Annotated in this window: 8 protein-coding genes and 1 pseudogene; all 9 read left to right on the top strand. The window is 66.2% G+C overall.

Translation table 11 applies throughout. The annotated features are described in order from the left end of the window. The first annotated feature begins 27 nt into the window (after positions 1 to 27). A complete protein-coding gene (locus IPG68_12495) occupies positions 28 to 1,053 on the top strand; it encodes a polysaccharide biosynthesis protein (GenBank protein MBK6764029.1) in 1,026 nt (341 codons plus the stop codon). Next, positions 1,050 to 2,144, top strand: a complete 1,095-nt coding sequence (locus IPG68_12490; GenBank protein ID MBK6764028.1) for a capsular biosynthesis protein — start codon at positions 1,050 to 1,052, stop codon at positions 2,142 to 2,144. Before IPG68_12495 ends, IPG68_12490 begins: the two co-directional genes overlap by 4 nt. Beyond that, positions 2,107 to 3,261, top strand: coding sequence for a UDP-N-acetylglucosamine 2-epimerase (non-hydrolyzing) (gene wecB, locus IPG68_12485; protein MBK6764027.1), 1,155 nt, complete (start codon positions 2,107 to 2,109; stop codon positions 3,259 to 3,261). The genes IPG68_12490 and wecB overlap by 38 nt, the downstream gene beginning before the upstream one ends. Before the next feature lie 144 nt (positions 3,262 to 3,405). Further along, a pseudogene (locus IPG68_12480) lies at positions 3,406 to 4,288 on the top strand (DNA-protecting protein DprA). Between the two features lie 195 nt (positions 4,289 to 4,483). Further along, a complete protein-coding gene (locus IPG68_12475; GenBank protein MBK6764026.1) occupies positions 4,484 to 5,047 on the top strand; it encodes a hypothetical protein in 564 nt (187 codons plus the stop codon). A 415-nt stretch (positions 5,048 to 5,462) separates the two neighbouring features. Continuing rightward, the gene (locus IPG68_12470) at positions 5,463 to 5,786 is read left to right on the top strand and encodes a hypothetical protein (GenBank protein ID MBK6764025.1); all 324 of its coding nucleotides are present in this window, start codon (positions 5,463 to 5,465) and stop codon (positions 5,784 to 5,786) included. A 200-nt stretch (positions 5,787 to 5,986) separates the two neighbouring features. Further along, positions 5,987 to 6,973, top strand: a complete 987-nt coding sequence (locus tag IPG68_12465; GenBank protein ID MBK6764024.1) for a hypothetical protein — start codon at positions 5,987 to 5,989, stop codon at positions 6,971 to 6,973. 7 nt (positions 6,974 to 6,980) lie between these two features. Then, positions 6,981 to 7,409: a helix-turn-helix domain-containing protein gene (locus tag IPG68_12460; GenBank protein MBK6764023.1), complete on the top strand. Its 429-nt coding sequence runs from the start codon at positions 6,981 to 6,983 to the stop codon at positions 7,407 to 7,409. Between the two features lie 121 nt (positions 7,410 to 7,530). Next, positions 7,531 to 8,691 (top strand): Fic family protein, encoded by a 1,161-nt coding sequence (locus IPG68_12455; GenBank protein ID MBK6764022.1) that lies wholly within the window; start codon positions 7,531 to 7,533, stop codon positions 8,689 to 8,691. Positions 8,692 to 9,452: the final 761 nt, after the last annotated feature.

Genomic DNA, 9,452 nt, shown 5'->3' with positions numbered 1-9,452 from the left:
TCTCTTCGACGAAAGGGAAGAACGGGGATGGTTGTTGCACGCAGTGAGAACGCGGGCCGCAAGGTCCTGATCACCGGCGGAACGGGGTCCTTCGGTTCGACAGTGACGCGCGGGTTGCTCGAGGGCTCCATCGAGGAGATCCGGATCCTGTCCCGTGACGAGGCCAAGCAGGACGACATGCGCCGCCGGCTCGGCGACAACCGGGTGCGCTTCTACGTCGGTGACGTGCGAGACCCCGGCTCGGTGCGCGAGGCGATGGACGGCGTCGACTACGTCTTCCACGCCGCGGCGCTCAAGCAGGTGCCCTCGTGTGAGTTCTTCCCGCTGCAGGCCGTTGCCACCAATGTGCACGGCAGCGACAACGTCATCCGCGCCGCACACGAGGCCGGCGTGAAATCGGTGGTGTGCCTGAGCACCGACAAGGCTGTCTATCCGGTCAACGCCATGGGCATGAGCAAAGCGATGATGGAGCGCGTCGCGATGGCATTCGCACGCAACCATCCCGAGTCGCACACCACGGTGTCGGTGACCCGCTACGGCAACGTCATGTACTCGCGCGGTTCGGTGATCCCGCTGTTCGTCGAGCAGGTGCGCGCGGGCAAACCGATGACGATCACCAACCCGACCATGACCCGGTTCCTGATGTCGCTGGACGAGTCGGTGGCGCTGGTGCAGTACGCGTTCGAGAACGCCCAGCCCGGCGACCTGTTCATCCGCAAGGCCCCCGCGTCCACGATCGAGGACTTGGCCAAGGCCGTGGCGATGGTGATGGGGGTGGAGCCGCAGATCCAGATCATCGGCACCCGGCACGGGGAGAAGATGTACGAGTCGCTGCTGTCGCGCGAGGAGATGGCCGAGGCCGAGGACCGCGGCGACTACTACCGGGTGCCGCTGGACGCGCGCTCGTTGGACTACGGGCTGTACGTGGAGGAGGGCGGGCACGAGGTCGAGCACGAGCACGACTACACCTCCCACAACACCCAGCGGCTGTCGGTCGAGGAGGTTGCCGAGCTGCTCGCGCAGTTGCCGGAGATGCGTGAGGCGCTGGCGTGAGCCGACCCCGGATCGCCGTCACCGGGCCAGAGGGCTTCGTGGCCTGGCACGTCCGCTGTGCGGCGCGGGCGCGGTGGAGCGGGGACCTGATCCACGTCGAGGCGGAGTTCGCCGATCCCGGCGTGATGGACGCTGCGCTGGCCGGGGCCGACGCCGTGATCCACCTGGCCGGAGTCAACCGCGCGCACGACCCGGCGGAGATCGAGCGAGTGAACCCGTGGCTGGCCGAGCAGTTGGTGGCCTCCATGCAGCGCACCGGCCGGTCCATCCCCGTGGTCTACGGAAACTCCATCCACTCCCTGGGCGACTCGCCCTTCGGGGAGGCGAAGCGTCGCGCGGCGGACATCCTGCGCGACGGCGCCCCGCTGGTAGACGTGGTGATGCCCAACATCTTCGGCGAGCATGGGCGCCCGAACTACAACTCCGTGGTCGCCACCTTCTGTCACGCCGTGGCCGCCGGGGAGACGCCGGTGGTGGTCGACGACAAGGAGTTGCCGCTGGTGCACGTGGGCCGGATCGCGGACGTGCTGCTCGACCAGGCGGCCCACCCGCAGCCCGGGACGGTGGAGGTGCCGGGGCGCCCGACGTGGGTGAGCGAGGTGGCGCAGCGGTTGACCGACATCGCCGCGGACTACCGCACCGGGCGGCTGCCCGACCTGTCCGACCCCTTCACCAAGGAACTGTTCAACACCTACCGCTCGGCGGCGTTCCCCGGGCAGTACCCCATCCGGCCGGTGCCGTCCGACGACCAGCGTGGTCGGCTGGTGGAGGCGGTGAAGGGAGCCGGCGGGCAGGCCCAGGTCTTCTACTCCACGACCAACCCTGGCTTCACCCGCGGGCAGCACTGGCACCGGCACAAGGTCGAGCGGTTCCTGGTGCTCGCCGGGCAGGGCGAGATCCGGCTGCGGAAGTTGTTCACCGACGAAGTGGTCGCGTTCGAGGTCAGCGGGGCCGAGCCGGCGATCGTGGACATGCCGACGTTCTGGGTCCACTCGATCACGAACACCGGGTCGCAGCCGCTGGTCACGCTGTTCTTCGCCGACGAGATCTACGATGCGAACAGCCCGGACACCTACCCCGAGGACGTGTGACGTGAAGGTCATGACCGTGGTCGGGACCCGGCCCGAGATCATCCGCCTGGCCGCCGTGATGCGCCGCCTGGATGCGACCGAGGGGATCGAGCACGTCCTGGTCCACACCGGGCAGAACTGGGACCGGCAGCTCAACGGGGTGTTCTTCGACGACCTGGGCTTGCGGCTGCCCGACCACGTGCTGGACGTCGATGTGTCGTCGCTGGGCGCGACGCTGGGGGACATCCTGCGCAAGACCGAGGCGGTGCTCGACGAGGAACAGCCCGACGCGTTCCTGGTGTTGGGCGACACCAACAGCGCGCTGTCTCTGATCATGGCCAAGCGCAAGCGCATCCCGACGTACCACATGGAGGCCGGCAACCGCTGCTTCGATGCCAACGTCCCGGAGGAGACCAACCGGCGGCTCGTGGACCACACCGCCGACTTCAACCTCGCCTACACCGAGCACGCCCGGCGCAACCTACTGGCCGAGGGTCTGCATCCGCGGCGGATCATCGTGACCGGGTCGCCGATGACAGAGGTACTCGACCAGCACGCAGAGGCCATCGCCGGGTCGACCGCGCTGGCGGACCTGGGAGTCGAGGCGGGCCAGTACTTCCTGGTCTCCGCGCACCGGGAGGAGAACGTCGACTCCCCCGACCGGCTGCGCAGCCTGCTCGAGTGCCTGAACGCGGTGGCCGGCGAGTGGGGCCTGCCGGTGCTGGTGTCCACCCACCCGCGCACCCGCAAGCGCCTGCAGAACGTCCCGGACGTGTCGGTGAGCGAGCTGGTGCGGTTCCACGAGCCGTTCGGATTCCTGGACTACAACCGGCTGCAGATGGGTGCACGGTGCGTGCTGTCCGACTCGGGCACGATCGCCGAGGAGTCGACGATCCTCGGGTTCCCGGCGGTGACGTTGCGGTCGTCGATCGAGCGGCCCGAGGCGCTGGACACCGGGTCCATCACCATGACCGACCTGGAACCGGAGGCGGTGCTGCGGGGGATCCGGTTCGCGATGTCGCGGGAGGACCTGCCGGAGCGGCCGGCGGACTACCGGATCACGAACACCTCCGAGCGGGTCGTGAACTTCATCCTGTCGACGGCGTTCCAGCACGAGTTCTGGTCGGGGTTGCGGTAGCTCCCCTGCTCGTGAGGGCAGGGTCACACTTCCCGCGACAGAACGGGTTAGCGGCAACTTCGCCTCCCCACAGTCCGCCAACACCCTGGGGCAGCCGTGCACATGATCGAAGACAATGTCACGGGGTGCCCTTATCGTGAGCACATGGCTGATTGGGACGATCAGGAGCGCGCAGCGCTGGTGACGCTGCTGCGTCAGGGCGACTCCTATGCCCACGTAATCGAATCCGTGGTCGAGGCTGCTGGAAGCGCTCGGGCGGTGCTGGGGGTCGATGATGGGCTCTTCCCTGTCCACGCAGATCTTGAACTGGCACAGCGCGACATCGCCGGTTGGCGGCTGAGGTCTTGGGTTCCTGACCTTCATGGACGATGGCTTCCCTGCCCAACTCCGATCCACGAGATGCCGCCCGTTCTGTTCTGGCCAAGGGTCCACTCCGGGCGAGCGACCGGGCAGTCAGCGTGGTGGGGACCCGGCACCCGACTGCCGAAGGGCTGGAATTCGCACGGCAGTCACCGGGGCCTTGTCGACTCGGGTGAGCGTGGTGGCAGGGCTCGCGTTGGGGATCGATGCGGCGGCACACGAGACAGTACTTGCCGCCGGGGGACGGACCGTGGCCGTGATCGGCACAGGGATTCGGCGAACCTATCCGCCGGCAAACGCCGAGCTGCAGCAGCGCATCGCGCGCGAGGGGCTGCTGCTGAGCCAGTTCTGGCCTGACGCTCCACCCTCGAAGCGATCCTTTCCCATGCGCAATGCCATCATGTCGGGCTACGGGCGAGCCTCAATCATCGTCGAGGCTGGCGAGACAAGCGGCACCCGAATCCAGGCCCGCTTGGCGGTTGCGCACGGCCGTCCAGTGATTCTGAGCCGAGCCGTCTCCACGGGCACGACATGGGGGCAGGCCCTCGTGAGCAAACCCGGTGTCGTCGTTGCGAGCGATGCGGCTGACGCGGTCGACCTGGCCCTGGAACTGAGCCTGCCACTGGCCAGCCAGATCGAGGGGCTTGGTCTGGGCCTGACGGGATGACAAGCGAGTCTGAGCGCACCCTGGTCGAACTGGTCACTCGACTGGTGGGGGGCTACTTGGGCAATGTCCCCGCGTGGTCCGAGAGTCTGCGCAACATGCCTGCGGCCGATCGACGCCGGCTACGTCGAGTGCTACCGGTGCCACAGCCCTCAATTGGGTCCGAACACCCCCGGACCCCCCAAACTCGCGGATCAGGTGGCGCTTCTTGCATACGGAGGCGACACCTACCAGTCGCGGCAACTGCTCTTCGGCTACAAGCAGCCCACAGCAGCCACACCTGGCGATCAGCGCCGCACAGTCGTGCAACTTCTCTTGTTGGCCGCTTTCCATCTGCATCGGCGGTGCCTGGAGGCTGGCGTCCCGTTCAGCCACTACTGCGTGGTGCCATCGACGAAATTGCGCACCGAGCATCCTCTCGGCGATCTCGTGCGGGGGTGGCTGACCGCAGCAGGCCTGGACGAAGTTCGACTCATCTCAACTGGACAGGCACCTGGACGCGTGATCGACCCGACCAAGTTCGCAGCCCCTGAGGTTGCCGGTGGTCATGTGCTCCTGATCGACGACACCTGGACCACTGGGTCCAATGTCCAGTCCGCTGCATGGAGTCTCAAGGAATCCGGTGCCCATGCGGTCACGGCACTCATCGTTGCTCGGTGGCTCGAAGACTCATCCGCGACTGCGGCGTTCCTCAAGACCCACCCGAACGTGGGCTACGACCCGCAGGTATGTCCGGCCCCAGGCGGGCATCGCTCCAGTTGAGACGCTGGTTGCGTGGGCTGGATGCTGCAGGAAGGAACATCTCCCTACCCGCCAGCTCATCCGGCAGGAGTGTGTGGGTGCAGAAGAGCGAGGCCCACCTAGCAGGACCCTGGCGCGCTCGGGTACGAGATCTGCCACTCGCGGACCACAAGGTCGTGGAGTTGGTGGACTGCCTGCGGAACGTGATCGCTCACGGATCCCGCAGGTCTCTGGATGCCGTCAACGCGCTCCTGGCGGCCAGCACCGCGGGAGAGGAATCGGTCTTCGGCGCCAAACCGATGGCATCGAACGGCGCAGTCTCGAGGTACCTGCACCCCGCAGTCATGGGACGCGCGCGTCGAGCACTTCCATGAGCGTCTGGCACAGGTCGCGGACAGGATGCAGTATGAGGAACCGGGGAAAGGCGGAGCGGCCGATGAGATTTGACGCCAGTTATGGCAGGGAGTCCGATACCCTCACGCTGTCCGTCGACCAAGTGCCCGTGGACGCGAACCTGATCACCACGCCCCGCGGGCTGCGCCTGACTGTGAACGACGACTTCACCCAGCTGTACCGCGTGGAGATCCCCTTCTTTCACGAAAGAGTCGATTTCTTGGAGTTGTACTACCTCATCGGTCCCGATGGGGTGCATCAACTCGCCGTTCTTCAAGACGATCTGAGCGTCCGCGATGTCCACGTGACAGCGCCGGATGCGCCGCTGCGCAGGGGCAGCAAGGCAAGGAAACTGCTGACCGCCTGATTCGGCCGCAGTCCTTTTCTACTGCGCTACCCTGTTGTCGGCAGGTCCAGGAAGTGACTTATCCGAAGAGCCGGCATCGGGGTTGAGCTGGTCGCGCTGGATTACGTAGACGCCCCCACGTGTCCTCCTGGGCCTGCCGCTGTGCGCACCCCGCAAGCCGCTAGAGTCGATCGCAAGTTGGGGAATCGGGGAGGACAACAATGCGCACGATCGGACTGACTGCGGCTGGAGTGCTCGCCGCCACCGCTTTGATCGGACCCCCCCCCGCTGGAGCCGTTGATCTGACCGATGGGCCGGCTGAGGTCTCCCTGGGTGTCTGTGCGGAGGGGTCCAGCCAGACCGACTCATTCGTCCCGAACTGCAGTTACACCTACCTGGCCAAGCGGGCCGCGCCCCCCTACACCTACCTGACCTCGCAGGGTGCGGTGTCCTGGAAGGACGGCAGCCTGACCGGCACGGCCCTGTCGTTCCCCGCCGCCGGGCAGACGTGGCCGGCGCTCACCGGGCTGTTTCTCAACGCCAGCAGTGCGGTGACCGCGAAGAACATCACCGGCACGGTCGACGCGGCCGGCAAGGTCGACCTGGCTCTTGCCTACGATGTGCTGCTCACCGCCGGGGCCTCGCAGTGCCGGCTGACCGGCAACGTGCAGTTGTCCTCGCAGGCCACCGAGAAGCTCGGCGGGCAGGCCGCGGGGAAGAACTACGACCCGGCCACCGGTGCGTTCGCGGTGGCCAGCACCACCTACGCCGCGCCGAACGCGATCGATGTCACCCCGGCCGGTTGCCTGGCCGCCAACATCGCCTACGACCTGTCGCAGGGCATGGGCTGGTACCTCACCGGGACGATGACCCTGCCCGGCGCCAAGCCCGTGCCGCAGGCACAGACCGCCGACGTGAAGCTGCCGCAGAAGGTCAAGGCCAAGGGCAAGACCGTGCTGCTGAAGAAGGCCGTGGTCACCAACGCCGGCAAGAAGGCCACCGCGAAACTGAGCTGGTCGACCAAGAAATCCGCCAAGGGTGGGAAGGCCAAGTACGCCAACCAGGAAGTCAGCTACAAGACCGGGAAGCTGGCGATCCGGACCACCGGCAAGGCCAAGCGGCTGTACGTGAAACTGCGGCTGAGCGCCCCCGCCACCGACGGGTACGAGGCGTATTCGTTCACCAAGAAGTGGACGGTGAAGCGGTAGGCCCGGGGTGCGACGCAACCGGCGGTTCAGCCACTACGCTCTGCGGGATGCCCGTGAGCGGGCCGGCTGGACCCGGGCCCAACTCGGCGAGCAGGTCGGGGTGTCCGCGGCCACGGTGAAGGCCTGGGAGACCGGTGCCCGGGCACCGAAAGCCTCCACCCAGTTGCGGGTGGCGCAGGCGCTGGGGATGGGGTTCGAGGACCTCGAGCAGCCCGGCCCGGCCGAGGCCGAGGACCTGCGGCGGTTGCGGGAGACCCTGGGCTGGACGCGGGGGCAGGCGGCTGGGCGGTTGGGCATCGAGCCCGCCGTGCTGGCGCGGGTGGAGGCCGGGGTTGAACTACCGCCGGATCCCCGCCGGATGGCCCGGGTGTACGGGGTGACCGCCGGGGAGTTGGCCGCGGTGTGGCGGCGGGGCGGGGTGAGGCAGGGGTCTTGACCACAGACTATAGTTTCACAACTGTAATTCATAGGTTTATGCCATAACCTATGAATTGATTACGAGGATTCATAGGACGGATTTGAGTCGCGTGGATATCGCCAGTTTCCGGCACAGCCCGATGGGCGGCCTGGCACCCATCGCGGGTTTCGACACGTTCCTCGACCGGGAATACCGACATTTCGCCTTCATTCCCAAGCCCCTGCCGAACCACGTGGAACTCGCTTCACGGACTGTCAAAGTCATTGCGGAGGCTGAGCGTTCCCTCGGCCGATTGGATGCCGCGACTGGGCGCCTTCCCAATCCGAACCTCTTGGTGCGCCCATCGCTCTACCGGGAGGCAGTGAGCACGAGTGCTTTGGAGGGTACCTACGCGCCACTGGACTCGGTCATGGAGGCGGAATACGTCCAAGAGAAAGACCGCACCGAGGAGGAGCGCGAGATCCTCAACTACGTCAAGGCGGCCCAGCGCGGCCTTGAGTTGCTGGACACCAAGCCCATCTGCCTCACGCTGATCGCTGAACTCCAGGCCATCCTCGTCCAGGGCACCCGCGGCGACTCCAACGACGCCGGCAGGCTCCGGGAACGACAGGTATACATCGGAGAGAAACGGCTCGGCATCGAGGAATCCCGGTTCGTCCCCCCGCCCCCCGGAGATCTTCTGCGGGCCGGGATGAGTGAGTGGGAGAAGTGGCTGAACCTCGATCCCTCGACGGACGACACCCCACTGATCGCCAAGGCCGCCATCGGGCACTACCAGTTCGAGACACTGCACCCGTTCAGTGACGGCAACGGCCGGCTGGGCCGGCTCATCGTTGTCCTTCAGCTGGTTGACGCGGGAGCGCTCACGCACCCGGTACTGAATCTGTCACCGTGGCTCGAGCCACGCAAGGACCTCTACAAGGATCTACTGCTGAGCACCACTCGCAGCGGCGAGTTCGATCCCTGGGTGCAGTTCTTCGCAGAGGCGGTCAAGGATCAGGCCGAGGATTCCCTGCGCAGGATCGACACACTGATCGACATTCGCAACTCCATGCTCGACGCATTGCATGCCACGCGAGCGAAGGGGGTCATCCTGCAGATAGCAAGGGATCTCATCGGCTATCCGGTCATCTCCCCTTCACAGGCTGCCTCTCTGCACGGAGTTACATACCCGCCGGCCAATGCGGCGCTCCAGCGCCTCGAGGAACTCGGTTATGTGCAGGAGATCACCGGGCGCAATTACGGACGGCTCTACGCTTGCAGCGCCGTTCTACGGGTCTTGAGAAGCGGAGTCGAGTAGGTACGCGTCGGGTGGAGACGAACAAGGCCAAGGTCACGATCAATGCCAGGCGTACTCCTTCACCAGGAAGTGGAGGGTCGATTAGGGCCGGCGTCGCGCGCCGCAACCGCCGCTTCAGCGCCGAGGTGTTTCGTGATCCAGGCTCGAACCGAAGTCGGTAGGCCAGCCGGAATCGAACCCGGGTCCCCATCGACCTTCCGATCGCATTCAACGTGGGCGGTCTTGGGTTGCCGGCGGGGCGCTATACCTGGCGGTTGAGCGTCAACGGTTCAACCCATGAGGCGTGGCAACTGAGCTTCAGCGCGATCAACGCCGCAGCCACGACCTGACGACCCGCTGAAGGCTGAGTTGGCAACAGCTAGAGTCATCCGGATTCGGGGATTCTGAGGAGGCAACCAACCTCGGGGGCTGCGAACGGATGGTGACTCACCACCGTGCGCGCGTGGGCAAGTAGCGGCAGGTCCAGGAACCGACGTATCCGAAGTGTCGGCATAGGGGTTGAGTCGATCGCGTTGGATCACGTAGACGCCCCCTCCTGCCGTCCTGGGCCTGCCGCTGGCCGCTCATCCGTGGACGGCCCAGATCGGCTTTGCCCGGCCAACCGGGGCTTTCAGCCCGTTTGCACGTATCCCGTTATTCTCGCTGCAGTGTGGCGACGGGGCGGGGATGTTGGGTAACCGGAGGCAACCCAGAGGCTGTCGCATTTTGTTCGGCGTGGCGGCGGGTCTGATTTTGGGGTGTTCGAGAAAATTGGGCGTGGC

The organism is Micrococcales bacterium (assembly GCA_016703125.1).
In the GTDB taxonomy this organism is placed as follows: domain Bacteria; phylum Actinomycetota; class Actinomycetes; order S36-B12; family UBA10799; genus JADKAV01.
The sequence above is the reverse complement of the archived record's forward strand: the minus strand, read 5'-3'. Positions and strand labels throughout refer to the sequence as shown.

What these genes read in the sequence shown, in the direction of transcription:
- IPG68_12495 (MBK6764029.1), top strand. Translation starts at nt 28, where the DNA reads ATGGTTGTTGCACGCAGTGAGAACGCGGGCCGCAAGGTCCTGATCACC.
- wecB (MBK6764027.1), top strand. Translation starts at nt 2,107, where the DNA reads ATGCGAACAGCCCGGACACCTACCCCGAGGACGTGTGACGTGAAGGTC.
- IPG68_12470 (MBK6764025.1), top strand. Translation starts at nt 5,463, where the DNA reads ATGAGATTTGACGCCAGTTATGGCAGGGAGTCCGATACCCTCACGCTG.
- IPG68_12465 (MBK6764024.1), top strand. Translation starts at nt 5,987, where the DNA reads ATGCGCACGATCGGACTGACTGCGGCTGGAGTGCTCGCCGCCACCGCT.
- IPG68_12455 (MBK6764022.1), top strand. Translation starts at nt 7,531, where the DNA reads ATGGGCGGCCTGGCACCCATCGCGGGTTTCGACACGTTCCTCGACCGG.